This is a genomic window from Rhodobium orientis (genome assembly GCF_003258835.1).
In the GTDB taxonomy this organism is placed as follows: Bacteria; Pseudomonadota; Alphaproteobacteria; order Rhizobiales; family Rhodobiaceae; genus Rhodobium; species Rhodobium orientis.
The window spans coordinates 1-24,177 of record NZ_NPEV01000056.1; the positions used below are offsets into that span (position 1 = coordinate 1).

Genomic DNA, 24,177 nt, shown 5'->3' on the forward strand with positions numbered 1-24,177 from the left:
CATCTGCGACCTCTTCGACCCCGAAGAATGCTTCAACTTCCTCAAAGCGTCAGGATATGTCGCAGATTAAACGCAAAACGCTCTAAAGTACGTTGCGTGTTTCAGGAAAAACGCAACGTGCTTTAGGCCAAAACGAAAACGGCGCCGGACGAGAGGTCCGGCGCCGCAAATAAGTTGGCGAAGAAATTCCTTGCCGCGTCTGCGCGAGAGTGCGCGCAGGCGTTTGCGAGGACTCAGGCCTCGGAGACGGCGCCTTCGGCAGAATCGGCCTTGGCCTCGCCGCCGTCCGACTTCGCCTCGGCGCCCTTGGCGTCATCGCCGCCGCCGTCTGCGCCATCCTCGGCCTTGGTCTTGCGGCTGCCGCGTCCGCGCGTGCCGCGCACCCGGCGCTTCGGCTTCGGCGCGTCATCGCCGGCCTCGGCGGACTTGGCCTCTTCGGCCTTGGCCTCGACGCCCTTGTCCGCATCGGCGTTCTCTCCGCCGGTCGGGGCCTCCTCGGCCGTTGCCGGCGCCTCGGAAGCGGCATCGTCGCCGGTAGCGCCCTTAGACGGCTTGGAACCGTTGCCGCCCTTGGTGTTGACGCCGGGCATGGCATCGACGAAGGGCTGCGGGGCGTCGGCGGCCATCACCTGGTTCGACTGGCCGGAACCGTTGTTGCCGCCGCCGCTGCCGGCGTCGGCACCATTGCCCTGGTTTCCCTGGTAGGGCTGGTCATTGTCGCGCTGGGGGCTGTTGGCGCCCTGCGCCGCGGCAATGATCCGGAAATAGTGCTCGGCGTGTTGCAGGTAATTCTCCGCCATCACGCGGTCGCCTGCGGATTGTGCATCGCGGGCGAGCTGGACGTATTTTTCCGCGACATGCATGGCCGATCCGCGGATTTTCACATCGGGACCGTTCGATTCGTAGGACCGCGTCAGCGGATTCGGACCCTTGCGGGTCCGGCCGCGAACGCGCTTGTTCTGATTGTTTTGCCTCATTACGCCGTAGTCTCTTTCGGAAAAAGGTGCTGAGAGTCCCTCAACGCGACCGGGCTTGGGAACCTCGGTCCAGGATAAGAGATCGCCCGTCCGAAATGGGCCGAGATCCGATCAATCGAAAAACCGAAAGTCCGACCGAAATCCCTCGCGTTCTGCTCCCTGCAACCGCCAGTTACGAACGGTCGTTGGACCACGCAGTCAAGGTCAAGATCGAAGTTCGGTTGTCGGCATGAGCCCCTGATACCCGTTTCCCGAAACGTTTGCGCTGCGAAAATTGTGCTGCGCCGGGGCCTCATGCAGTGCTTCGGCGAGGTGAACCTAGCCGGTCCGCCTGAATTTTCCAAGCGCTAATTTCCGTTTTGCTGAATGCCTGCGGTTCTTTTGCCGCAATCGGGGTGCTGCGCTGCGACAACCCGGTCATGTCCGGCAAGGTCACGATGGACGAACAGTCCGTCGAGACCCGCTTGCGCGAAAAGCGCCGCAACGTCCGCGGCCTGGCCTGAACCGATCTCCACGAACAGCCTGCCGCCAGGGGTAAGCAGCCGCGACGCGTCGGCGGCGATCGCACGATAGGCGTCGAGCCCGTCGGCACCGCCGTCAAGGGCGCGGGACGGATCGTGATCCCGCACTTCCCGGTCGAGCCCGGCGATCTCGCCGCTGGCGATATAGGGCGGGTTGGAGACGACGAGGTCCAAACCGGGGACAAGCGCATCGCCGTAGTTCATGGCGGCAAAGGCCGCGCGGTCGCCGACGCCCGCCGCATCCGCGTTCCGGCGCGCCATCGCCAGCGCGCCCACCGACACGTCCGTGCCGACGCCCATGGCTTGCGGGCATTCGGACAGGAGGGTGACGAGGAGGGCGCCGGTGCCGGTGCCGAGATCGGCGATCCGGAGCGGGTCCGCGCGGCGCGCCACCTCATCAAGGAAGCCGAGCGCCGCCTCCACCACGGTCTCCGTATCGGGCCGCGGCTCCAGTGTGTCCGGCGACAGCCTGAACGCATGGCCCCAGAACTCCCGCGTGCCGAGGATGCGTCCGACCGGCTCGCGCGCCGCGCGCCGAGAGATCAATTCCTCGATCCGTGTGCATTCCGCACGCGTGACGGGGCGGTCGGCCTCCAGCGCCAGCCGCAGCGGCGGGGTGTCGAGGGCAGCGCCGACGAGGAGCCGCGCGTCCGTTTCCGCCTCCGCGATGCCCGCCTCGGTCAGCCGGTCCCGGACCTGCCGCAGCAGGGGACCGAGACGGACCGGCCCGTCAGGCATCTTCTTCAACGGCCGCCAGCAGCGTTGCCTGGTGATCGGTGATGAGCGCGTCGATCAGCTCGTCGAGCCCCTCGCCGATGAGAATTTCGTTGAGCTTGTAGAGGGTGAGGCCGATGCGGTGATCGGTCACCCGGCCTTGCGGGAAATTGTAGGTGCGGATGCGCTCCGAGCGGTCGCCGGAGCCGACCTGGACGCGCCGCGCTTCGGCGCGCTCGTCGGCCGCCTTCTGGCGTTCCATGTCGAACAGGCGCGTGCGCAGGATTTCCATTGCCCGGGCCCGGTTCTGGTGCTGCGACTTTTCCGCCTGGACGACGACGATGCCGGTCGGGATGTGGGTGATGCGGACCGCGGAGTCCGTCGTGTTGACGTGCTGGCCGCCGGCGCCGGAGGCGCGCATGGTGTCGATGCGGATATCCTCGTTGCGGATCTCGATGTCGACGTCTTCCGCCTTCGGCAGCACCGCGACGGTTGCGGCAGAGGTATGGATGCGCCCGCCCGATTCCGTTGCCGGCACCCGCTGCACCCGGTGCACGCCCGATTCGAACTTCAGCCGGGCAAAGACGCCCGCCCCGGTGATCGTCGCGATGATTTCCTTGTAGCCGCCGACCTCTCCCTCGGTCGCCGACATTTCCTCCACCTTCCAGCCGCGCAGCGCCGCATAGCGCTCGTACATGCGATAGAGATCGCCGGCGAACAGCGCCGCCTCGTCGCCGCCGGTGCCGGCGCGCACCTCGATGATGACGTTCTTGTCGTCGGCCACGTCCTTCGGCAGCAGCGCGAATTGAATCTCCTGCAAGAGCCGCTCGACCGTTTCTTCCAGCTCCGGGCGCTCCGCCTCGGCGAGTTCGCGCATTTCGGCGTCGGTTTCGCCGTCGGCGAGGAGTTCGTCGAGGCCGGAAAGATCGGCGCGCGCCGCCTCCAGCGCCCGGATCTTTTCAACGACCGGCTGCATCTCCGCATATTCCCGCGACAGCCGGACATAGGTTTCCGGGTCGGGGTTCTCCGCCATCGCGTGTTCCAGGCCGTTGAAGCGGGTCGTGAGACTGTCGAGTTTTTCTTGTGCGAGCATTCTTTTTGTCCGGATGAATCGGCACCGGCACCGCCGTGCCCGTGCGGGGTCCAGCGCCTGATGCGCTAGACGGGAATATTCTGGTCGTCGGCGTAGCTTTTCAGGAACAGGCGCAGGTCGCCGTCCCAGCGTCCGGCCTCCAGCCGCGGCAGCAGGCGCGCCCGCAATTCGTTCGCCTTCAGCTTGCGCAGCATCGCCTTGACCGGCCCGATCGCCGACGGCGACATGGAAAGCGTGCGGTAGCCGAGCGCGATCAGCGCCATCGCCTCCAGCGGCCGCCCGGCCATCTCGCCGCAGATGCTGAGCGGCACGTCAGCAACGGCGGCCCGGTCGACGATGGTCTTCAGGACCCGCAGGAACGGTGCCGACATGGCATCGTAGCGCTCCGCCACCCGCGGGTTGCCGCGGTCGGTGGCGGTGAGGAAATGGAACAGGTCGTTGGAGCCGACCGAGGCGAAATCGACGATACGGAACAGCTCATCGAGCTCGAACAGCAGCGAGGGCACCTCGATCATGGTGCCGAGCTTGATCTCGGCGGGAATGTCGTGGCCGTGCTTCTGCAGGTGCAGCTTGTCGCGCTCCAGGATGGCGCGGGCCTGCTCGAATTCGCCGGTCTCCGTGACCATCGGGAACATCAGCCGGAGCCGCCGGCCCGCCGAGGCGCGCAGCAATGCCCGCTGCTGGGTGCGCAGGAGCGCCGGCCGGTCGAGGCCGAGGCGCACGGCGCGCCAGCCCATCGCCGGGTTTTCCTCCTGCACGGCGCGCAGGTAAGGCAGCACCTTGTCGCCGCCGATGTCGAGGGTGCGAAACACCACCGGCCGCTCGCCAGCGGCCGAAATGACGCTTTCATAGAGCCCCGTCTGCTCGCGCATGCGCGGAAAGGTCTGGGCGACCATGAACGGGATCTCGGTGCGGAAGAGCCCGATGCCGGCAGCCCCCGCCTCTTCCAGATGCGGCAGGTCGACGGTCAGGCCCGCATTCAGCATCAGCGAGATTTCCTCGCCGTCGAGGGTAACCGACGGGCGGTGCCGCAGCCGCTTGTACTGGGCCTGGCGCCGCGCCCGGAAGCGCACCTTTTCCGCATAGGCGTTCTGGACGTCCGTCGGCGGCCGCAACTGGACGATGCCGGAGCCGCCGTCGGCGATGATGGAATCGCCCGATTCGCACAGCGACGTGACACCGGCGACCTGGCCGACGGCCGGAATGCCGAGCGCGCGGGCGATGATGGTGGCGTGGCTGGTCGGTCCCGCCTCTTCGAAGACGAGACCGCGCACCCGGTCGCGCTCATAGTCGAGGAGTTCGGCCGCCCCCATGTTGCGGGCAACGATGATCGCGTCCTTCGGCAGGTCCTTGGCCGAGATGGACAGCGGCACTCCGACCAGCTCCCGCAGCAGGCGGTTGGTCAGGTCGTCGATGTCGTGCAGCCGCTCGCGCAAATAAGGGTCGGTCTGGCGCATCATCCGCGCGCGGGTGTCGTTCTGGACCTTTTCCACCGCCGCCTCGGCGGTCAGGCCGTTGCCGATCGCCTCCTCGATCCGCCGCACCCAGCCGCGGTCGTTGGCGAACATGCGGTAGGCTTCCAGCACGTCCCGGTGCTCGCCGTGATGGGCGACGTCGCGGCTTGCCAGCATCCGGTCGAGCGACAGCCGCAGCTTGTCGACGGCGGCTTCCAGCCGGTCGAGCTCGGTGTTGGCGTCCTCGGCGATGAGGTTGGTGACGACCACCCGCGGCTCGTGCAGCACGACTTTGCCGAGGCCGACGCCGTCGGCCAGCGGCTGGCCCTCGATCTGCATGGTCCGACGCGCATCGAGCTGGTTCGCCTGGGGGAACATCGCCCCCGGCTCGCGCGCCGCGACCATTTCGGCGATCACCATCGCCGTCGTCTGCAGGGCCTCGATTTCCTCGTCGGTATAGGTGCGCTTGGCCCGGTTCTGGACGACCAGGACGCCGAGCGTCTGGCCGGCCCGCAGCACCGGCACGCCGAGGAAGGAGTGGTAGATCTCCTCGCCCGTCTCCGGCTTGTAGGCAAAGGAGGGATGGGTGCTGGCGTCGGTCAGGTTGAGCGGCTCGGCCTCGGCCGCGATCAGGCCGACGAGGCCCTCGCCGAGCCTCAGGCTGGTGCGGTGGACGGCGGTCCGGTTGAGGCCTTCGGTGGCGAACAGCTCGAGCTGCCGGTCGGCCCGAAGCAGATAGATCGAGCAGACTTCCGCCACCATGTTGGCAGCGATCAGCACCACGATTTTGTCGAGCCGTTCCTGAGGACTGATCTCCTCGGCCATCACCTCACGAAGACGGCGGAGCAACAGTCTCGGTCCGGCGAGCGTCCTGCGCATCGCCTCGGTGTCTCCGTGCCGCGGCCGGCAGGATCAAGGATATCGATTGCCGGAAAAGAACGACGGGTCGCCAGCCGCGCGTTGTTACTGTTTGTCGAGTCCGTATACCGAATGCAAAGTCCGCACCGCAAGTTCGGTATAGGCTTGGTCGATCAATACGGAAATCTTAATTTCCGAGGTGGAGATCGCGAGAATATTGATGTTTCGGTCCGCAAGAGCCTGGAACGCGCGGGCCGCAACGCCGGCGTGCGAGCGCATGCCGACACCGACGACGGAGACCTTGACCACGTCGCGCACGCCCTCGATCTCGGTATAGGTGAGGGTGTTGCGGGCCGATTCGATGACCTGCTTGGCCTGGTCGTAGCTGGCGTCGGGCACCGTGAAGGTGATGTCGGTGGTCGAGCCGTCGGGCGAGACATTCTGCACGATCATGTCGACATTGATATGCGCGTCGGCCAGCCGCACGAAGACGTCGGCGGCAACGCCCGGCTTGTCGGCGACGCCGCGGATCGATATCTGCGCCTCTTCCTTGGAATAGGCGATTCCGGTGACGACCTGCTGTTCCACGATTTCGTCCTCGTCGCAGATAAGGGTTCCGTGTGGCAATCCGTTGGCGCCGTCCCTGACCGATGCCGGATCCTCGAAGCTGGAGCGCACCATCACCCGAACGCCCTTGACCATGGCCAGCTCGACCGAGCGCACCTGCAGCACCTTGGCGCCGAGCGAGGCCATTTCCAGCATCTCCTCAAAGGAGACTTTTTCAAGCCGCCGCGCCCGGGCGACGATCCTGGGATCGGTGGTGTAGACGCCGTCGACGTCGGTGTAGATGTCGCAGCGGTCGGCGTCGATCGCCGCGGCGATCGCCACCGCGCTGGTGTCGGAGCCGCCGCGTCCCAGTGTCGCGATGCGGTTGTCCGGCGAGATGCCCTGGAAGCCGGCGACGACCGCGACCTGATTCTGTTCCAGCCGTTCGATCAGCCGTGCGCCGTCGATGTCGACGATGCGCGCCACGCTGTGCGCCTCGTCGGTCCTGATCGGGATCTGCCAGCCCTGCCAGGAGCGGGCATCGACGCCCATCGCCTGCAGCACCAGGGCGAGCAGCCCGGACGAGACCTGTTCGCCGGAGGCGACCACCGCGTCGTATTCGCGGGCATCGTGCAGCGGCGAGGCCTCGCGGGCGAGCGCGACCAGCTTGTTGGTCTCGCCGGCCATGGCCGAGACGACGACGGCGACCTGGTGGCCTGCGTCGACCTCGCGCTTGACGTGGCGCGCCACGTTGCGAATACGATCGATATCGGCGACGGAGGTGCCGCCAAATTTCATCACCAGCCGGGCCATGGGGCGAAACTCGTGTCCGGATTGCCTCGGATTGACGGGGGGCACGACTGGGCCGCGCCGGATCGGCGCATCAATACAGAGAACGCGCCGACATCGCAACGGCGACATCTGCGGCCCGACATCTGCGCCTTGACATCTGCGCCTTGACATCCGCGCGCGTCGGCCCGAACTACCCGGCGTAGGATCAGCCACTTTCGGAGACCCGCCATGACCGCAGCCGCCCCGGACAAAAACACGGGTGCCAAGAACACGGCCGAGACCCCCATTGCCGAAACGGGGACAGTCGACGCCGACGAGGTCGCGCGGTTCTCCGCCATGGCCGACGCCTGGTGGGACCCGACCGGCAAGTTCCGGCCGCTGCACAAGATCAACCCGGTGCGGCTCGCCTATATCCGCGACACGGTGACCCGGCAGTTGCGCCGCGATGCCAAGGCAGACAAGCCCCTGAAGGGCCTGAAGCTTCTCGACATCGGCTGCGGCGGCGGGCTGCTTTCCGAACCGATGACGCGGCTTGGCGCCACCGTCGTCGGCGCCGATCCCTCCCGCAACAACATCGAGACCGCGCGGCTTCACGCCGAGCGCAGCGGGCTCGCCATCGATTATCGGCAGACGACGGCGGAAGACATCGCCGCGGGCGGCGAAAAATTCGACGTCATCCTCAACATGGAAGTCGTCGAGCACGTCGCCGACGTCGATCTTTTCCTGAGGACCTGCTCGGACCTATTGAAGCCGGGCGGCATCATGACGGTCGCCACCCTCAACCGGACGCTCAAGGCCTACGCGCTCGCCATCGTCGGCGCGGAATACATCCTGCGCTGGCTGCCGCGCGGCACCCACCAATGGGACAAGTTCTTGAAGCCGGCGGAGCTGGAGGCTTCGCTTCAGGCCGCCGGGCTCGACGTCATCGACCGTTCCGGCATCGTCTTCGATCCCCTGCGCGACCAGTGGAACGCCTCGCCCGACATGAGCGTCAACTACATGCTGGCAACCCAAAAGCCGATGGAATAGGCGGCGGCGCGACCGGCGCGGCCGGTCAGTTGTGCTCTTCCGGCAGCCTCGGCAGCGGCAGAACGTCGATGCCCTCTTCCAGAAGCTCCGCGGCGTCCTCCAGGGTCGCCTCGCCATAGATGCCGCGCTTTTCCTCGTCGCCGAAATGCATCGCCCGGGCGACCTTCGGAAACTCCTTGCCGACGTTTTCCGCGTTCTCGGTGACGAATTTCTTCACCTCGCGCACCATCTCCACCAGCTTCGTCATCTGCTTGTCGCTGAGATGGCCGGAGATGTCCGGCGTTTGCACCGGCGGCTGAGTGGCGACGGGAACCGGAACGTTGGCCGCTTGCTGCGGCACCGCGCCGCCGCCCTGCGACGGACCATCCGGTTTCGACTGGTCTTCGGGCGAAACCGCGCGCGAGCGGGCCGTCACCACCGACGGCGCCATCAGCTTTTTCGCGATCTCGCGGTTGCCGCAATGGGGACAGGAGATCGCGCCCTCGGCGATCTGACGGTCGCAGTCGTCGGAGCCGCGAAACCAGATTTCCAGGTCGTGACCGTTGCCGCAGACGAGTTGGTAGCGAATCATTCGCTGGTGCTTTCGAAAGGCCCGGGCAGCCCCTCCGCCTCGATGTCCCGGTCGTGGGCAAGGGCCGGGATGCGCTTGCGGGCAGCAATCACCTCAGCCGGATCGATCGTCGCCATGATGATGCCGGGATCGGTGCCGGCCTCGGCGAGGATCTCCCCCCACGGGTTGATGATCAGGCTGTGCCCGAATGTATCACGTCCGTTCTCGTGATGCCCGCCCTGGGCCGCGGCAATGACGAACGAGCCGGTCTCGATCGCCCGGGCGCGCAAGAGCACGTGCCAGTGGGCCGCGCCCGTCTGCTTGGTGAAGGCGGCCGGCGCGGTGAGTAACCCGGCCCCGGCCTTGGCCAGCGCCCGGTAAAGATAGGCAAAGCGCAGGTCGTAGCAGATGGAAAAGCCGACGCGGATCCACGGAAGGTCGGCGACGACGACGGCTGAGCCCGGCTGATAGGTCGCCGACTCGCGGTAGGATTCGCCGCCGTCGAGGTCGACGTCGAACATGTGGATCTTGTCGTAGCGCGCCGCGATCCCGCCGGTGGGCGAGATCAGATAGGCGCGGTTGGCGGCCCTGTCGGGCGCAACGCGCACGGCCAGCGATCCAACATGGAGCCAGATGTTGAGCTCGTCGGCGAGCCGCCTGAGCCGCGCCAGACCGCGGTCGCAGGCTTCCGGCGTGATGTTCTCGAACAGCGCCCTGCGGTCGAGCTCCATCAGCGCCGTCTGCTCCGGCGTCTGCACAAACCGGGCACCGCCAAGCGCCGCCTGGCGGATCAGCGAGACCGCTTCGTCGATGTTGTTGGAAACGCACCGTCCGGCCCGAAGCTGGACACAGGCGGCCTGGAAAGCGGCCATTCAATCACCTTGAACAATGGAACAAAAGAACGCCCGGAAGGATCACGCGGCGAGCAGCGGGTCGAGCTTGCCCTGGCGGTCAAGCGCATAGAGTTCGTCGCAGCCTCCGACATGGACGTCGCCGATAAATATCTGCGGAAACGTGCTGCCGCCATTCGCCCTTTTGATCATTTCCTGCCGTTTCGACGGGTCGAAGGTGGCATCGATCTCGGTAAACTTGGCCCCCTTTTCGCCAAGGAGGCGTTTTGCCGAAGAGCAATAGCCGCAAAATTTGCGGGTGTAGATAACGATTTCGGGCATCAACGTCTCCGTCCGGGCGGTCTGCCGGAAAAGGCAGCCGGGATCAACATCTTCTCTTTCTTATATTATGCCCGTTTCCTTCCCGACAACCCTTGCGAAAACAAGTACATCAACCGATTGTGCACCGCCGCGCAGTAGCGCCCTGGTCGAAGCCTTGACCGTGGCGCCCGAGGTCAGCACGTCATCGATGAGGAGAACCCGTCTGTCGGCGATCGCCGGACGCCGGTCTGGGGTCACCCGGAAGGCGCCTCGCACGTTGCGATCCCGCTCGCTGCCGGTGAGCCCGACCTGGTGCTGGGTGGCGCGAATGCGGTGCAGAATCAGCGGATCGAACGCGACGCCGGTGAGGCGGGAAATCTCGGCCCCGAGCAGCGCCGCCTGGTTGAAGCGCCGCCGCCACAGCCGCCAGCGATGCAGCGGCACCGGCACGATGACATCGGCGTCGTCCAGAAGCTCCTGCCCGGCCCGCGCCATCAACCGCGCCATCAGGCGGACATGCTCGGTGTGATCGCGGTATTTAAAGCCGTGGACGACGTCGCGCGCAACGTCGTCGAAGACGGCCGCCGCTCGGGCGCGATCGAAGGGCGGCGGATCGGCGATCGCCTCGGCGCTGAGCGCGCCCTCGCCGAGATCGTAGGAAAACGGAATGCCGAGCCGGGCGCAGTAGGGTTTGTCGATCAGGGTCAGCCGCGACCAGCACCTCGCACAGAGAGCATCGGCCACCGCCACCGGCTGCCGGCAGGCCATGCAGACCGGCGGCAGCACCAGGTCGAACAGCGAACGCCCGGCCGCCCCCATGATGGCACCCGCACGCCGCAGCCGTCCCGGTTCGGGGGCGGCAAGGGGATCGGCTAAAGGTGCGGCGAGGAAGGGATCCGGCGTCATGATGCAACGATAGCGCGAAGTGCGGTCTGCGTCATCCGCGCCGATCGGCATATCGGCTTTGACCGGCGCGCCTCCCGGACCCATAACCACCGCATCGAACGAGAGCGCACGAAAGGGAACAGTGTGGCCGACAACAGCCGGATTTTCGATCGCGAGCTCCTGAAGGCCCGGCGCCGGCGGGCCCTTGCCCGCAGCGGCGAGCCGGCCGACTTCCTTGCCCGCATCGTCGCCGAAGACCTCGCCGAGCGGCTCGCCGCCGTCACTCGCGACTTCGACATCGCCATCGACCTTGGTGGCATTGCGGGCGCGGCTACGGACGCCATCCTGGAGACCGGCAAGGTCGCAACGCTCATCCGCGCAGACGATCTGGTCGCGGCCGGCGACAGTCCGGCGGCGGGCCTCCCGCTCACCATCGATGCCGAAACCCTTCCCTTTGCCGAGGGAGCCCTCGACCTCGTCGTCTCCTCGCTCTCCCTGCAATTCGTCAACGATCTGCCGGGAACGCTCGTCCAGATCCGCAAGGCGCTGAAGCCGGACGGGCTGTTCCTCGGCGCGGTCCTTGGCGGCGATACGCTGAGCGAGCTCAGGATCGCGCTCGCCGAGGCCGAGATCGAGGTCACCGGCGGCATCAGCCCGCGCGTCGCCCCCGCCCTCGACGTGCGCGATGCCGGGGCGCTCCTGCAGCGGGCCGGCTTCGCGCTTCCCGTCGTCGATCGGGATGCCCTCGTCGTGCGCTATGACACGCTCTTCGACCTCGCCCGCGACCTACGGGCGATGGCCGCCGCCAATTGCCTCGCGGAGCGCCGGCACACGCCGACGCCAAAGGCCCTGTTCCTGAGGGCGGCGGAAATCTATGCGGAAAAGTTCAGCGATCCGGACGGGCGCATCCGCGCCACCTTCGAGGTGATCTCGCTGTCCGGCTGGGCGCCGCACGAAAGCCAGCAGCAGCCGCTGAGGCCCGGAACGGCGAAGACCCGCCTCGCCGAGGCTCTCGATCCGGCAAGACCTAACGACGCAGAATGACCGGCGGCAGTTGCGGGCAGGTAACCGCGCTCGGCGGCGCGGCGACGCCCTTGCGGGCGGTGTCGATCGACCCGGTGATCAGCATGTCGACGCCATCCGGCGCTGCGGCGTACTGGCGATCCTTAGCCGGCTGAATACCGAGACCGATCGCGAGAAGCCCCACCGACAGGGCCATGCCGATCGAGGCCGAGATCAACGCGAAGTCAATGGCGCCAATGCCGCGCTCGTCGCGCCAGAACCGGCGGGCGCCTGAAAGAAAAGAACCCATGAGCGAACACTCCATCGACACTGAAACGGACCGGCCAAACACGCAAGGCACCGGCCCGATGTCGCTGAGGCTACGCAACTGTGCTTAATACTTCGGTAACGACGAGTTCCCAAACGATTGCACTGTCGGACGGTCCTGGCCGCGGCGGCAGGATTATGGCGAATCTGGAAAGAGGTCGGCGACCACATCGAAGAAGCTTCCGGAAACCACGTCGCCCAGGGCAGTCATCGCACCGACAGCCATGATCCCCGTCATCATCGCGATAAGCGCATATTCGATCGCCGTCGCGCCGCGTTCGTCGGCGGCGAAACGACGTGGCAGATCGGAAAATTGTCGTCTCGAAACCGTAAGGTCGGTCTTGTCCGCCATTCCTGCCTCGCAGCGCATGCACCGCGACGCCGCAGGTGACGCCTAAAGAAGGTCGATCAGGTGCGGAATCAGCGGCTCGTCCGCCGGCGGCATCGGATAATCCCTGAGCCGCGCCGGGCGCACCCATTTCAGGGCCTGCCCCTCGCGCGCCTCGACCGTTCCCGACCATCTCCGGCAGACGTAAAGTGGCATCAAAAGGTGAAAATCCTCATAAGCGTAGCTGGCGAAGGTCAGCGGTGCCAGGCACGCCGGATTGATGTCGATGCCGAGTTCTTCGTTGAGTTCGCGGATCAGCGAATCTTCCGGCCGCTCGCCGGGCTCCAGCTTGCCGCCGGGAAATTCCCACAGGCCGGCAAGCGCCTTGCCCTCGGGACGTCGGGCGATCAGCACCCGGCCGTCGACATCGATGAGCGCGCAGGCAACGACGAGAAGGAGGTTCATCCGGTCCCTTTCTCCGCCGGCGGCAGGGCCCGCCGGTAGTGATAGCGATAGGTTTCGCGAAAGCCGTAGGACCGGTAGAGCGCCTGGGCGGGCGCATTGTCGGCCTCAACGCCGATCCAGAACAGCCGCGCGCCACCGTCCGCCGCCCAGCGATAGGCCGCCTCTAGGGTCTGGCGGGCATATCCCCGCCGCCGCTCTTTCCGGTCGGTAACGACGGCAAAGACCGTCGCGACATCCCGGTGCAGCGCGGCGATCAGGCAGCTTGCCGGAGCCCCGGCCTGCGTCCGCGCCGTGACGAACGCCGCCTCGTCGGCCATCGCACCGAGGATCGCACGAAACCCGCCGGTGGCGGCCTGCGAATAGCCGGAGAACCGCGCGACGGCATCGATGAACGCCTCGCTCGCCGTTTCCCTCACCTCAACCGCTCCGCCGCTTGCAGATGCCGCCGCCAGCGCGGCCGGATCGTCATGCACCAGCATCAGCGTCTCTCCGAAGCGCGCAAAGCCGCGCGCATCGGCGATGGCGACGACCGGCTCCGGCGTCAGCGGGGTCACCCGCACGACCATCGGAAAGCCCGCACGACGATAGAGGCCGCTTGCCCAGCCGAACCGCCGCTCCGCGTCGTCGGCATCGGCGGGATCGAGAATGTTGAGGGAATTGGCGCGGTTGGTATGGCCGCCGGAGATCCGGACGATCCAGCTCCCGTCGATCGCCGTCCTGACGCCGGGCCAGACCGAGAGCTGGGCGTCCTCGATCCGGCGGACGAGTGCGACGTCGGCCACCGGCCGTCAGCTCCGGTAGTCGCCGTTGATGGCGATATAGCCCTTGGTCAGGTCGCAGGTCCACACCGTGTCGCGGCCGGTGCCGAGCCCGAGGTCGACGCGGATGGCGATCTCCGGCTCCTTCATCACCGCCGAGGCGGCCGCTTCCGAATAGTCCGGATCGCGCTCGCCCTCGACGGCGACGCGCACGTCGCCGAACCAGATCGCCAGCCGGTCCCGGTCGGCCGGCTCGCCGGCCTTGCCGACGGCCATGACGATGCGGCCCCAGTTGGCGTCCTCGCCGGCGATCGCGGTCTTGACCAGTGGCGAATTGGCGATCGCCATGCCGATCCTGCGGGCCGACGCCTTGGAGGTCGCGCCCTCCACGGTGATGGCAACGAACTTGCGGGCACCTTCGCCGTCCTTGACCACCTGATGGGCAAGATCGAGGAGGAGACCGCCGAACGCCTTGCGGAAGGCGGCGAGCCGCCGGTCGCCGGGCTCGGTGATCTCCGGGGCGCCGCGCTTGGCGGCAGCGCCCGTGGCGAAGGCCAGCACCGTGTCGCTGGTCGAGGTATCGCCGTCGACCGTGACGGCGTTGAACGAGTCCTTCACCCCGCGCGACAACAACTTCTGCAGAACGGGGGCCGCCACCGGTGCGTCGGTGAAGACGAAGGACAGCATGGTCGCCATGTCGGGCGCGATCATGCCGGAGCCCTTGGCAATCCCGACGATCGTCGTCTCCACGCCGCCGATCTTCGCCGTCGCCGTTGCCAGCTTCGGGAAGGTGTCGGTGGTCATGATCGCCTTTGCCGCGTCCAGGAACCTGCCGGGCACGGCATCGCGCACCAGCCCGTCGACGACGGCGCCGAATTTCGACGCATCGAGCGGCTCGCCGATCACCCCGGTGGAGGCGAGATAGACCTCTTGCGGCTTGCAGCCCGCTGCCGCCGCCATCTGGTCGGCGGAGAGTTTCACCGCCTCGGCGCCGCGTTTTCCCGTAAAGGCGTTGGCGTTGCCGGAATTGACCAGCAGCGCCCCGGCTCGGCCCCCGGCAAGGTTCGCCTTGCACCAGTCGACCGGCGCGGAGGCACATTTCGACTTCGTGAAGACGCCGGCGACCTCCGCCCCGCCGTCGAAGACGACGGCGAGCACGTCGGTGCGGCCCTTGTACTTGATGCCGGCCGCGGCCGTTGCCAGCCGGACGCCGGCAACCTGCGGCGGCTCAGCATAAGAGGCCGGCGCAAACGGCGAGGGCGTCAGCTCCATGGCGCGCCTATTCGCTCTTCTTGGCCGCTTCGTCGAGCCGTTCGATGGTCGCGTCTTCCTTCAGCTTGGCCACGGACTCGATGTACTTCTCGCGCATCAGCGTTTCGCGAATGCGGTCCTTGACCTGGTCGAAGGCCGGCGGCTCCTGCTTGCGGCGCTCCTCGACCTTGATGACGTGCCAGCCGAACTGGGTCTTCACCGGCTCCTTGGTGTATTCGCCGGCAGCGAGCTGGAAGGCCGCGTCCTCGAATTCCTTGACCATGCGCCCCTTGGTGAAGAAGCCGAGGTCGCCGCCGTTCGGGCCGGACGGGCCGGTCGACTTCTCCTTGGCCAGTTCCGCGAAGTCGGCGCCGTCCTCGAGCTGCTTGATGATATCCTTGGCCTCGTCCTCGGTCTTGACGAGGATGTGCCGGGCCTTCAGCTCCTCGGACGCCTCGAAGTCGGCGGTATCCTTGTCGTAGCGCGCCTTGATCGCCGCCTCGTCGATCGCGCCGGCGATGTTTTCCTGCACATACGCGTCGCGCAGCGCCCGCATCTTCAGGAAGTTCATGCGGGTCTTGAAGGCGTCGCTTTCGGCAAGGCCTTGGCTTTCGGCGGCCTGGGACATCAGCAGCATGTCGATGAGGGCCGAGACCAGGATCGGCCGGCGCTGGTCTTCCGGCACCCGGCGCAGTTCCGCCAGGAAGTCCTCGGCCATGAAGGCGAGATCGGATTCCCGGATGACGCCGTCGCCGACCTTGGCGAGAACGTTGTTTTCCGCGGCCGCATCCTGGGCAAGGGCGCTCACGGGTGCCATCACCGAAGGCGTGGCAAGGAGCAGGAACGCAGCCGAAAGGGCGGCGCTGACGCGGGATCTGGATGGCATTGTCATTCCTTTCGCTCGGAAACGGGCCGCAATTCCGTTTCCACGGGGCTTGCGGCAGACAGATATGCCGAATTCGGTGGCGTTGACAACATACCGACCCCCTCTTATCTGTCGAACGGTTCCGCACGGCCCGTCCGGAGCCGCCGTTTCGTTGCGGTCGCGGCCGCCTCCACCGGCAGTCCGGCCCCACGAAGTCGCGGAACCGACTTCGTGACACGTTCATGCACCGCTCTTAAATAGCGCTTGCCAGCGACCGCACCGGCTGTTTCCGGCCGCAGGCAAAGAAAGGATCACCAATGGTCGGGTTCGGTTCAATCGCCCGCAAGATTTTCGGTTCGGCGAACGACCGCAAGATCAAGGGTTATCATTCCCGGGTCGCCGCCATTAACGAGCTGGAAGCCGAAGTCGAGACGTTGAGCGATGCGGACCTCAAGGCCCGCACCGACGCCTTCCGCAAGGAAATCGCCGACGGCGCCAAGCTCGACGACATCCTCGTTCCAGCCTTTGCGACCGTGCGCGAGGCCGCCAAGCGCACCCTCCACCAGCGCCACTACGACGTCCAGCTCATCGGCGGCATGGTCCTGCACGAGGGCAAGATCGCCGAGATGAAGACCGGTGAAGGCAAGACCCTCGTCGCCACCCTCGCCGTCTATCTCAACGCCCTTTCCGGCCGCGGTGTCCACGTCGTCACCGTCAACGACTACCTGGCCAAGCGCGACTCCGAATGGATGGGCCAGATCTACAGGTTCCTGGGCCTCACCGTCGGCGTTATCGTCCACGGCCTCGACGACGACGAGCGCAAGGCCGCCTATGCCTGCGACGTCACCTACGGCACCAACAACGAGTTCGGCTTCGACTACCTTCGCGACAATATGAAGCACGAGCGCGCGTCAATGGTGCAGCGCGACCATGCCTACGCCATCGTCGACGAGGTCGACTCCATCCTCATCGACGAGGCCCGCACGCCGCTGATCATTTCCGGCGCCATCGAGGACCGCTCCGATCTCTACAACACGATCGACGCCTTCATCCCGCATCTCGTGCCGGAGGACTACGAGCTCGACGAGAAGACCCGCGCCGTCACCTTCACCGAGGCCGGCAACGAGAAGCTGGAAAACCTGCTCGGCGAAGCGGGCCTCCTGAAAGGCGAGACCCTCTACGACCTGGAAAACGTCACCGTCGTCCACCACCTCAACAACGCCCTGCGCGCGCACCAGCTCTTCCAGCGCGACCGCGACTACATCGTCAAGGGCGGCGAGGTCATCATCATCGACGAGTTCACCGGCCGCATGATGCCGGGCCGGCGCTTCTCCGACGGCCTGCACCAGGCGCTGGAGGCCAAGGAGCACGTCGATATCCAGCCGGAAAACCAGACGCTCGCCTCCATCACCTTCCAGAACTACTTCCGCATGTACGACAAGCTCGCCGGCATGACCGGCACGGCGCTGACCGAGGCGGACGAGTTCCTCGACATCTACGATCTGGAAGTGATGGAAATCCCGACCAACATGCCGATCTCCCGTATCGACGACGACGACGAGGTCTATCGTTCGGCACGGGAAAAGTTCGGCGCCATCATCGAGCTGATCAAGGACTGCAAGCAGCGCGGCCAGCCCATCCTCGTCGGCACGACCTCCATCGAGAAGTCGGAAATCCTTGCCGAGATGCTGAAGAAGGAAGGGTTCCGCCAGCGCGACTTCTCGGTCCTGTTCGACGGCGACCAGGGCACCAAGAAGGAGATGGTGTTCCAGGTCCTCAACGCCCGCTACCACGAGCAGGAAGCCCACATCATCGCCCAGGCCGGCGTTCCCGGCGCCGTCACCATCGCCACCAACATGGCCGGCCGCGGCACCGACATCCAGCTCGGCGGCAACCCGGACATGCGCATCGCCAGCGAACTGACCGACATGCCGGAAGGGCCGGAGCGCGAGGCCAGGGAACAGCAGATCCGCGACGACGTGGAGCGCCTGAAGCACATCGCCATCGAGGCCGGCGGCCTGTTCATCGTCGGCACCGAGCGCCACGAAAGCCGGCGCATCGACAACCAGCTCCGCGGCCGCTCCGGCCGCCAGGGCGATCCGGGGCATTCGCGCTTCTTCCTGTCGCAGGAAGACGACCTGATGCGCATCTTCGGCTCCGACCGCATGGATTCCATGCTGCAGAAGCTGGGCCTCAAGGAAGGCGAGGCGATCGTCCATCCCTGGGTCAACAAGGCCCTGGAAAAGGCGCAGCAGAAGGTCGAGGCGCGCAACTTCGACGTCCGCAAGAACATCCTGAAGTTCGACGACGTCATGAACGACCAGCGCAAGGTCGTGTTCGAGCAGCGCATCGAGTTGATGTCGAACGACTCCGTCGCCGACACCATCACCGACATGCGCCACGACGTCATCGCCGATCTGGTGCTCCGGCACATTCCGGAAAAGGCCTATCCGGAGCAGTGGGACGTCAAGGGCCTGCGCCAGGAACTGCACGACGTTCTCGACCTCGACCTGCCGGTCGACGAATGGGCGCATGAGGAAGGCATCGCCGAGGAGGAAGTGGAGCACCGCGTCACCAAGGCCGCCGACGAGAAGGCCGCCGCCAAGGTCGCCCGCTACGGCACCGAAAACATGCGCTATGTGGAAAAGGTGATCCTCTTACAGACCCTCGACTATCTGTGGCGCGACCACATCGCCACCCTCGACCACCTGCGCTCGGTCATCGGCTTCCGCGGCTACGGCCAGCGCGACCCGCTGAACGAGTACAAGACCGAGTCCTTCGAGCTGTTCCAGGCGATGCTGGCCAATCTGCGCCAGGTCGTCACCGGCAATCTGATGCGCGTTGAGCTGGTCAAGGACACGCCGGAAATGCCGAGCGACGAGGACCTGCCGGAGATGTACGCCTATCACGACGACCCGGCGATGATGGACGAGGACTACGGCTTCGTGGAAGGCCCGGAACCGGAACAGATGGAGCCGGTGACCTACGGCGTCGCCGCAAGGCACGTCGCCCGGGAAGACCGCAACCCCGCAGATCCCGCATCCTGGGGCAAGGTCGGCCGCAACGAGCCCTGCCCCTGCGGCTCCGGCAAGAAATACAAGCACTGCCACGGCAAATACGCGTAAGGGCGATTAATCCACATGCCGAGAATACGAGCCTGTCAAAGCGGAAAGTGGGACTCGATTTTCAGGTATCGAGGACAACAGTCGGAGACCGTACCCATGTCGCACGTGTGAACATTTGGCATATTGGGACATATCGGATGCTCCCCAGCCCGGCGTGCGCGGGTCATCACCAGTAACCATCCCTCGGCGAATAAGCTCGTCTAGCTGGCACATCGCCAAGCTTTTGTGCGTTAAACCTTTTGCAGGTATAGAATACTGATTTCTTTACTTTTTCTGTGAACTGTGCGATATAACAGCACAACGACGTCGCCCGGTCTGCACCATGACGACGCCGTTGCTCTTTCCCATCCATGATGGGTAGTGGTGAGGCCCTATCGGCCCCTGCGGACGGATACGGAACGTAGCCGACACCGCCCGGAAGTCGTTAGGCTCTAAAAGCCAGAGGCATAACCATCCTTGTGGACCTCCGTGTGTCTGCAACCCGTTGAGCAGGATTTCTGGCTTCAAAACGGCCCTTAGTTGCAGCTAAGGGCCGTTTTCTTTTTGCACATTCAGCCTGGCCGCGCAAGATACAAGTTGCCTAATCCATCGTCGTGTGTTTTTCTGTGTGGAACAAACGGAGGACGCCATGACCGATGCAGCATACGCAAATGCCATCGCTAAGCGCGACTTAATTGCGAAACAAATTAACGATATGGAACAAGAGCTTGAGGGCCTACGGCGTGATCTCCGAAAGCTCGATGGGTGGCTTGAATTCAGGGATGAATTGGCCGCCGACGACAGCGCCATACAATCGAACAAAATTGTGGAAGCGCCAGATTCAGAAAAGCCAAAACGGCCGAAAAATCCGCCAAAGGAGGACGTAGCCGAGTCGGCGCGCGAAATTATTAAGGAACGTGGCGCTCCGATGGGCCGGTCGGAATTGTACAATGCACTGTGCGAGCGTGGCATACACCTTCACGGTAAAGACCCAGAGATGGTTCTTTCGACTATGCTCTGGCGCATGAAAGATCGTGTTGTACGTCTAAAATCTGGCGGCTACTGGCTCGCCGATGAGCCTTATCGCGACGCTGACTACTACCCTACGATGCAGCATGAAATTGAGGCTCTGGAAGCCGATATAGAGGAGCACGATCGTAACTATTTGCTTTTGGATCAGCCGACTATCTCTGATCACGACTACGACCAGCTGAAAGAAAGGCTAGCCGCTTTGAAAGGCCGGGTGGACTGATAACAGCGGTATTCCATACTAATCGAGGCCACTACAATCATGAGATTTGAGGGTTAGGCGATGGGCTTTTTTGGGGCACCAGACGGACCAACTGCTCAGCCAGCCGGTCGCGTCACATGTGGCCGTTGTACAAAGTGTGTTTTCGGCTCGTGACCTCTGACAGTCTCCCCCTGAACCTCTCCTTCAAGCCGCCCCCTTCGCCTGCACACTAAACGTCACGGTCGATCATACAGCCTGGATTCGCTCCGCGCGATTTTCAATCAAACGATTGATTGAATCGGGAAATTCGAATATTGTGATGTCGTCGGGGAAGAAGAGGGGGCAGCGACGTTGGTCTTCCGCTGCCCCAGGCGCTGGAACGACGACAAAACGGACAAACGAACCAATGGACGACAAGACCAAGGCGCCTCCCCCCCCCTCCCCAGGCCGCCAAAAGCTGCTCGATGCCGCGATTGCCCTTTTCGGCCGCAAGGGGTTCGACGCCACGACGACCCGCGAGATCGCGGAGGCTGCCGGCGTCAACATCGCCAACATCGCCTACCATTTCGGCGGCAAGGAGGGGCTTTACCGGGCCTGCGCCGAGGAGCTCGGCCGGGCCATCCGTCCCCGCGTCACCGATGTGCTGAGCCGCAAGGCGCCCGAAACGCCGCAGGAGGCCCGCAACGCCATCGCCGAGATCCTCTCGCGCATGGTCCACCTCATCATCCGCGAGCCGGCTCTTGAAAACCCTTCCCGCTTTATCCTGCGCGAATATTTCGACCCGACGCCGACGCTGCACCTGCTCTACCAGAGCCTGATGGAGCCGATCTCAAGCCGCCTGACCGCGCTCTGGGCGACCGCCGTCGGCGCCGACCCCGAGGCCGAGGACACCCGGCTTGCGGTCATGGGCCTCGTCGGCCAGATCCTCGCCTTCCGTGTTGCCCGCAGCATCATCTGCCTGCGCATGGAGTGGGAGACCATCGGCCCGAGAGAGGCCGAAGCCATCGAAACCATGGTGATCGCGACGCTCGATGCGCGGATCGCCGCTGCAAGAAAGGAAAGGCCGTGATCGACCTGATCTGCAAGATCGCCTTCATCGCCCAGATCGCCGCCTTTTGCGGACCCGACACCGGACCGGTCTTTGCCGGCTATGTGGAGGGCGACTACACCCGCATCGCCCCGATCGAGGCAAGCCGCATCATCGACGTCCATGTCGGCCGCGGCGACCGGGTGACGAAGGGCCAGTTGATCGCCGACATGGAAAAGGACGATGCGAAACTCGCCGTCGACAACGCACGCGCCAGCGTCGCCGAGGCCGAGGCGCGCTATGCGGACCTGAAGCTCGGCAAGCGGCCGGAGGAGATCGCCGCCATCGAGGCATCGCTGCGCTCCGCGGAGGCCCAGGCCAAGCAGGCGAGCGCCACCTTCGAGCGCCAGAAGCAGCTCTATCAGCGCGGCCACGCCTCCAAGGCCCAGCTCGACGACGCCGAAGCCAACCACGACGTTGCAAAGGCCAAGGTCGGAGAGATCGAGGCCAACCTTGCCGTCGCCCGCCTGCCGGCCCGCAAAGAGGAGATCAAGGCCGCCGACGAGCGCCTGAGCCAGGCCCGCTCCAACCTTGAGACCGCGCTCTGGAAGCTGGAGCAGAGACGGCTGCTGGCGCCGGCGAACGGGCGCATCTTCGACGTCCTCAGGCGGTCCGGCGAGATCGCCAGCCCGGAAAGCGCCGTCGTCAGCATGCTCGCCGACGGCGCCATCAAGCTGCGCTTCTACGTGCCGGAGGAAAGCATCGCCGACATCAAGACGGGCACAAAACTTTCCGTCGGCTGTGACGGCTGCCCAAATGATCTTACGGCAACGGTGAGCTATGTCGCCGCCGAGCCGGAGTTCACCCCGCCAGTAATCTATTCCATCGAGACCCGCCAGAAGCTCGTCTATCTGGTCGAGGCCCGCCCGCCCGAAGGCGACGACCGCCTGCGGCCCGGTCAGATCATCGACGTGCGCCTCGCCGATCGCAAGACCGCGGAGGCGCCCCGATGACGGCCGACGCACCCGGAGCCGACGAGCCGAACGCCATCGACGTCACCGGCATCACCAAGAGCTTTTCCGGCAAGACCGTGGTGGACGACGTCGACCTCACGGTCCGCCACGGCGAGATCGTCGGCTTTCTGGGTCCGAACGGCTCCGGCAAGACGACGACCATCCGCGTCATCTGCGGCCTGTTGCTGCCCGATGCCGGCGCCGGCACCGTGCTCGGATACGACGTCATCCGCGAGGCAAGGCGCATCAAGCACCAGGTCGGCTACATGACGCAGCATTTCTCGTTCTATGGCGACCTGACCATTGCGGAAAACCTCGATTTCGTCGCCCGGCTCTACGGTTTGAAGCCGCGCCGCGACCACGTCATGGAGGCGCTTGAGAACCTCGGCATGGCGAGCCGCGCCGACCAGCTCGCCGAAACCCTTTCCGGCGGCTGGAAGCAGCGCCTGGCGCTCGCCGCCTGCATCATGCACAAGCCGAAGCTGCTGCTCCTCGACGAGCCGACGGCGGGCGTCGACCCCAAGGCCCGGCGCGACTTCTGGGACGAAATCCACCAGCTCGCCGCCGACGGCCTCACGGTGCTCGTCTCCACCCACTACATGGACGAGGCCGAGCGCTGCCACCGCATCGCCTACATCTCCTACGGCAAGCTGATCGCGCAGGGCACCGTCGCGGACATCGTCGCCGGCTCCAATCTCATCACCTATGTCGTGGAAGGCCCGGACCTTGCCAGGGTCCAGCGCCGGCTGGACAAGACCGACGGCATCGAGCAGATCGCCCCCTTCGGCGCCACCCTGCATGTGGTCGGATCGGACCCCGACAAGCTGAAGGCGGCGCTCGGCCCGCTCGGCGAAGACGCCGCCTATTCCGTGCGCCCGGCCGACACGAGCCTGGAAGACGTCTTCATCAAGTTCATGGGCGCGGCCACGGACAACATGCAATGAACCGCTTCTTCTCGCTCTCGCGGACCGGCGCCGTCCTCATCAAGGAGTTCATCCAGATGCGGCGCGACCGCATCACCTTTTCGATGATGCTCGGCGTGCCGCTGATGCAGCTTCTCCTGTTCGGCTACGCCATCAACATGGACCCCAAGGGCCTGCCCGCCGCCCTCGTCGCCCTCGACCAGGGCCGCTACGCAAGAGCCGTCGTCTCGGCGCTGGAAAACACCGACTATTACCGCTTCGACCATGTGGTCGGCAGCATCGCCGAGGCCGAGGAGCTGATCCTTGCCGGCGACGTCGCCTTCGTCGTCACCATCCCCAGCGACTTCACGCGCCGGGTGGAGAGGGGAGAGAGCCCGCAGATCCTCGTCGACGCCGATGCGTCCGATCCGACGGCGGCAACCAACGCCATCGGCGCCCTGCCCCAGCTTGCCCGCCGGGCCCTCAGCCGCGAGCTCGGCCAGGAATTGCAGGCGGCGGAGGAAAGCACGCGGAACCTGGAGATCGTCGTCCACCGCCGCTACAACCCGGAAGGCATCTCGCAATACAACATCGTGCCGGCCCTTCTCGGCGTCATCCTGCAGATGACCATGGTGATGATGACGGCGATGGCGCTGACCCGCGAAGTGGAACGCGGCACCATGGAAAACCTTCTGGCCATGCCGGCGACGCCGCTTGAGATCATGCTCGGCAAGGTGACGCCCTATATCGGCGTCGGCGCGGTCCAGGTCGTCGTCGTGCTGACGACGGCAAAGCTGCTCTTTGCCATCCCCTTCGTCGGCTCGCTGCCGCTGCTTCTCGCCGCCATTCTCGTCTTCATCATCGCCCTGGTGCTGCTCGGCTACACCTTCTCCACCTTCGCCCGCACCCAGATGCAGGCGATGCAATTGACCTTCTTCTTCTTCCTGCCCTCGATCATGCTGTCGGGCTTCATGTTCCCGTTCCGCGGCATGCCGGAATGGGCACAGGTCTTCGGCGAGGTGCTGCCGCTGACCCATTTCCTGAGGGTCGTGCGCGGCATCATGCTGAAAGGCGCGGACTGGCGTGCCATCTCCTTCGAGGTCTGGGTGCTGGTGGCCTTCGTCCTCGCCTACGCCGTCATGGCGTTGCTGCGCTTCCGGCGGACGCTGGACTGACGGCGACGGGCGTGCGGAGACGCACCACGCCCGGGGACAGCGACACGATCACTGCGCTTCCAGGCACGACGTCCTGAGGCGCAGCGGCAGGCCCGGCCGAAGACCGGCCACCTGCGAGTGAATCCATTTAATACAGCAACCGTATAAGACGGATACAAT

At 65.4% G+C, this 24,177-nt stretch carries 23 protein-coding genes; 8 read left to right on the top strand and 15 right to left on the bottom strand.

Annotated features, from left to right (window positions below; genetic code table 11):
- Positions 1 to 233 precede the first annotated feature (233 nt).
- The 5 genes from CH339_RS25195 to CH339_RS19740 all read right to left on the bottom strand — a co-directional run bounded on the left by CH339_RS25195 (position 234) and on the right by CH339_RS19740 (position 6,976).
- Entirely contained in the window at positions 234 to 977 is a 744-nt protein-coding gene (locus CH339_RS25195; protein WP_244668943.1) for a DUF4167 domain-containing protein, read from the bottom strand.
- A 347-nt stretch (positions 978 to 1,324) separates the two neighbouring features.
- Positions 1,325 to 2,236 (bottom strand): peptide chain release factor N(5)-glutamine methyltransferase, encoded by a 912-nt coding sequence (gene prmC / locus CH339_RS19725; RefSeq protein ID WP_111436091.1) that lies wholly within the window; start codon positions 2,234 to 2,236, stop codon positions 1,325 to 1,327.
- The gene (gene prfA / locus CH339_RS19730) at positions 2,229 to 3,305 is read right to left on the bottom strand and encodes a peptide chain release factor 1 (protein WP_111436092.1); all 1,077 of its coding nucleotides are present in this window, start codon (positions 3,303 to 3,305) and stop codon (positions 2,229 to 2,231) included. The genes prmC and prfA overlap by 8 nt, the downstream gene beginning before the upstream one ends.
- Before the next feature lie 65 nt (positions 3,306 to 3,370).
- Positions 3,371 to 5,638, bottom strand: a complete 2,268-nt coding sequence (gene ptsP, locus CH339_RS19735) for a phosphoenolpyruvate--protein phosphotransferase (protein WP_111436093.1) — start codon at positions 5,636 to 5,638, stop codon at positions 3,371 to 3,373.
- 84 nt (positions 5,639 to 5,722) lie between these two features.
- Positions 5,723 to 6,976: an aspartate kinase gene (locus CH339_RS19740; protein ID WP_111436094.1), complete on the bottom strand. Its 1,254-nt coding sequence runs from the start codon at positions 6,974 to 6,976 to the stop codon at positions 5,723 to 5,725.
- 264 nt (positions 6,977 to 7,240) lie between these two features.
- Here CH339_RS19740 and ubiG point away from each other — a divergent pair, with 264 nt between their 5' ends.
- Entirely contained in the window at positions 7,241 to 7,984 is a 744-nt protein-coding gene (ubiG, locus tag CH339_RS19745; RefSeq protein WP_420825925.1) for a bifunctional 2-polyprenyl-6-hydroxyphenol methylase/3-demethylubiquinol 3-O-methyltransferase UbiG, read from the top strand.
- Positions 7,985 to 8,009: 25 nt separating this feature from the next.
- Here ubiG and CH339_RS19750 read toward each other — a convergent pair whose 3' ends face one another.
- Genes CH339_RS19750 through CH339_RS19765 form a run of 4 tightly spaced genes read right to left on the bottom strand, consistent with a single transcriptional unit; the run spans position 8,010 to position 10,591 of the window.
- Positions 8,010 to 8,555 carry a DUF1178 family protein gene (locus tag CH339_RS19750; protein WP_111436096.1) on the bottom strand — a complete coding sequence of 182 codons (546 nt, stop codon included), beginning with the start codon at positions 8,553 to 8,555 and terminating at the stop codon, positions 8,010 to 8,012.
- Positions 8,552 to 9,406, bottom strand: a complete 855-nt coding sequence (locus tag CH339_RS19755; RefSeq protein ID WP_111436097.1) for a carbon-nitrogen hydrolase family protein — start codon at positions 9,404 to 9,406, stop codon at positions 8,552 to 8,554. The genes CH339_RS19750 and CH339_RS19755 overlap by 4 nt, the downstream gene beginning before the upstream one ends.
- Positions 9,407 to 9,448: 42 nt before the next feature.
- On the bottom strand, positions 9,449 to 9,706 hold the full coding sequence (gene grxC / locus CH339_RS19760; RefSeq protein ID WP_111436098.1) for a glutaredoxin 3: 258 nt from the start codon (positions 9,704 to 9,706) through the stop codon (positions 9,449 to 9,451).
- Between the two features lie 60 nt (positions 9,707 to 9,766).
- On the bottom strand, positions 9,767 to 10,591 hold the full coding sequence (locus tag CH339_RS19765; protein ID WP_170138594.1) for a ComF family protein: 825 nt from the start codon (positions 10,589 to 10,591) through the stop codon (positions 9,767 to 9,769).
- Positions 10,592 to 10,714: 123 nt separating this feature from the next.
- On the opposite strand from CH339_RS19765, the gene CH339_RS19770 reads away from it, so the two are divergent.
- A complete protein-coding gene (locus tag CH339_RS19770) occupies positions 10,715 to 11,614 on the top strand; it encodes a methyltransferase domain-containing protein (RefSeq protein ID WP_111436099.1) in 900 nt (299 codons plus the stop codon).
- Here the strand turns inward: CH339_RS19770 and CH339_RS19775 are convergent.
- The 6 genes from CH339_RS19775 to CH339_RS19800 all read right to left on the bottom strand — a co-directional run bounded on the left by CH339_RS19775 (position 11,598) and on the right by CH339_RS19800 (position 15,587).
- Entirely contained in the window at positions 11,598 to 11,882 is a 285-nt protein-coding gene (locus CH339_RS19775; protein WP_111436100.1) for a Flp family type IVb pilin, read from the bottom strand. The genes CH339_RS19770 and CH339_RS19775 overlap by 17 nt on opposite strands.
- 153 nt (positions 11,883 to 12,035) lie before the next feature.
- Complete coding sequence (locus tag CH339_RS19780; protein WP_111436101.1) at positions 12,036 to 12,251, bottom strand: Flp family type IVb pilin; 216 nt, start codon at positions 12,249 to 12,251, stop codon at positions 12,036 to 12,038.
- A gap of 42 nt (positions 12,252 to 12,293) precedes the next feature.
- Positions 12,294 to 12,692 (bottom strand): (deoxy)nucleoside triphosphate pyrophosphohydrolase, encoded by a 399-nt coding sequence (locus CH339_RS19785; RefSeq protein WP_111436102.1) that lies wholly within the window; start codon positions 12,690 to 12,692, stop codon positions 12,294 to 12,296.
- Positions 12,689 to 13,474 (bottom strand): GNAT family N-acetyltransferase, encoded by a 786-nt coding sequence (locus tag CH339_RS19790; RefSeq protein ID WP_111436103.1) that lies wholly within the window; start codon positions 13,472 to 13,474, stop codon positions 12,689 to 12,691. The genes CH339_RS19785 and CH339_RS19790 overlap by 4 nt, the downstream gene beginning before the upstream one ends.
- Positions 13,475 to 13,480: 6 nt before the next feature.
- Complete coding sequence (gene argJ, locus CH339_RS19795) at positions 13,481 to 14,722, bottom strand: bifunctional glutamate N-acetyltransferase/amino-acid acetyltransferase ArgJ (RefSeq protein ID WP_111436104.1); 1,242 nt, start codon at positions 14,720 to 14,722, stop codon at positions 13,481 to 13,483.
- A gap of 7 nt (positions 14,723 to 14,729) precedes the next feature.
- Complete coding sequence (locus CH339_RS19800) at positions 14,730 to 15,587, bottom strand: peptidylprolyl isomerase (RefSeq protein ID WP_111436105.1); 858 nt, start codon at positions 15,585 to 15,587, stop codon at positions 14,730 to 14,732.
- A 296-nt stretch (positions 15,588 to 15,883) separates the two neighbouring features.
- On the opposite strand from CH339_RS19800, the gene secA reads away from it, so the two are divergent.
- The 6 genes from secA (at position 15,884) to CH339_RS19830 (ending at position 24,018) form a co-directional block, all read left to right on the top strand.
- Complete coding sequence (gene secA, locus CH339_RS19805) at positions 15,884 to 18,691, top strand: preprotein translocase subunit SecA (RefSeq protein ID WP_111436106.1); 2,808 nt, start codon at positions 15,884 to 15,886, stop codon at positions 18,689 to 18,691.
- A gap of 628 nt (positions 18,692 to 19,319) precedes the next feature.
- Positions 19,320 to 19,922 carry a DNA ligase LigA-related protein gene (locus CH339_RS19810; protein WP_111436107.1) on the top strand — a complete coding sequence of 201 codons (603 nt, stop codon included), beginning with the start codon at positions 19,320 to 19,322 and terminating at the stop codon, positions 19,920 to 19,922.
- 385 nt (positions 19,923 to 20,307) lie between these two features.
- The gene (locus CH339_RS19815) at positions 20,308 to 20,970 is read left to right on the top strand and encodes a CerR family C-terminal domain-containing protein (protein WP_170138593.1); all 663 of its coding nucleotides are present in this window, start codon (positions 20,308 to 20,310) and stop codon (positions 20,968 to 20,970) included.
- Complete coding sequence (locus CH339_RS19820; protein WP_111436119.1) at positions 20,970 to 21,941, top strand: HlyD family secretion protein; 972 nt, start codon at positions 20,970 to 20,972, stop codon at positions 21,939 to 21,941. The genes CH339_RS19815 and CH339_RS19820 overlap by 1 nt, the downstream gene beginning before the upstream one ends.
- A complete protein-coding gene (locus CH339_RS19825; RefSeq protein ID WP_111436109.1) occupies positions 21,938 to 22,885 on the top strand; it encodes an ABC transporter ATP-binding protein in 948 nt (315 codons plus the stop codon). The genes CH339_RS19820 and CH339_RS19825 overlap by 4 nt, the downstream gene beginning before the upstream one ends.
- A complete protein-coding gene (locus CH339_RS19830; protein WP_111436110.1) occupies positions 22,882 to 24,018 on the top strand; it encodes an ABC transporter permease in 1,137 nt (378 codons plus the stop codon). Before CH339_RS19825 ends, CH339_RS19830 begins: the two co-directional genes overlap by 4 nt.
- Positions 24,019 to 24,177: the final 159 nt, after the last annotated feature.